1 protein-coding gene and 1 pseudogene are annotated in these 1,145 nt (G+C 44.2%); both read left to right on the forward strand.

Features of this window, described 5'->3' with window-relative positions; genetic code table 11:
* Positions 1 to 331, forward strand: a pseudogene (locus tag R8269_RS25445) (2',3'-cyclic-nucleotide 2'-phosphodiesterase); the annotation flags it as partial.
* 108 nt (positions 332 to 439) lie between these two features.
* The gene (locus R8269_RS25450) at positions 440 to 1,012 is read left to right on the forward strand and encodes a Crp/Fnr family transcriptional regulator (RefSeq protein WP_318222943.1); all 573 of its coding nucleotides are present in this window, start codon (positions 440 to 442) and stop codon (positions 1,010 to 1,012) included.
* Positions 1,013 to 1,145: the final 133 nt, after the last annotated feature.

The raw sequence follows: 1,145 nt of genomic DNA on the forward strand, positions 1-1,145 counted from the left end.
CATTGCGACTAACAATTACCGCGCGTACAGCAATACCTTCCCTGGCACGGGTCCGGACTTCATTGCATTTGACTCTCCAGACGAAAACCGTTCTGTGGTTGCTGCGTACATTTCTCGCGTCAGTGAGGAAAAAGGCGAAGTCACGCCAAGCGCTGACAATAACTGGTCGTTCGCACCAATTAAGTCAGACAAAAAACTGGATATTCGCTTTGAAACCTCACCGAGCGAAAAAGCTTCGAAGTTTATCCAAGACAAAGGCCAATACCCGATGAAACGCGTCGCAACTGACGAAGTGGGCTTTGCGATTTATCAGATCGATTTAAACAAATAAGCGACTCCATGTTCAAACTAGCGGCTCCTCTGTGAGCCGCTTTTTGTTACTGCGCAAAGCAGTTAAGATAGTTCAAATGCGCTAACCCTTTCACTGCAGATAACCTTCATGCAAAACGACGTATTTTTCGATCTCACTCAACATGGCTTTTCAGAAGACGAAGCCTCACAACTCATGGTCTATGGACAAGAGTTAGAATTACCCACTAGGCACATTCTTAGCCATCAAGGTGAATCTAGTTCACACATCTACTTCATTCTGAAGGGGTTATGTCACGCAAGCTATCTCACAGAGAAAGGCAAAGAATTCAGCAAAGAGTTTTATTGGGAAAAGGACTGGGTGATCGGCTTTGAAAGCGTGATAAAAGATCAACCTTCACCGTACTTATTGGAAACACTGACCGCATGTCATTTATTCTGTTTGCCTATCGAGGCATTGCATCAATGGCGCGCCGAAAAGCACTCTATTTACCTAAAATTGCTCGAAACGCAGTTGATGAACAAAGAGAATAAAGAACGTTTTATGCTGTTGTATTCACCTGAGGAACGTTATCAGTTATTTTGCCACTACTACCCAGATTTAGAACAGCGTATTACCGATAGCCAAATTGCGGCTTACCTCGGCATTACAGCTATCAGCTTGAGCCGTATTAAAGCGCGTTTAGCAAAAGACAGCGAATAAGAGACGCACCAAACAAAAAAGGCTCTTCCAACGAAGAGCCTTTGTTCAATCTAATGACTTATTTAAGAAGACGCGCTCGGAACTGACGCCCTTTCATCTTCCCCGTACTGATAATTTGCAGCGCTTTCTTCGC

This window comes from Vibrio sp. Vb0667 (assembly GCF_033391095.1).

Coding starts and splice junctions, on each gene's coding strand:
- R8269_RS25450 (WP_318222943.1), top strand. CDS start 440: ATGCAAAACGACGTATTTTTCGATCTCACTCAACATGGCTTTTCAGAA.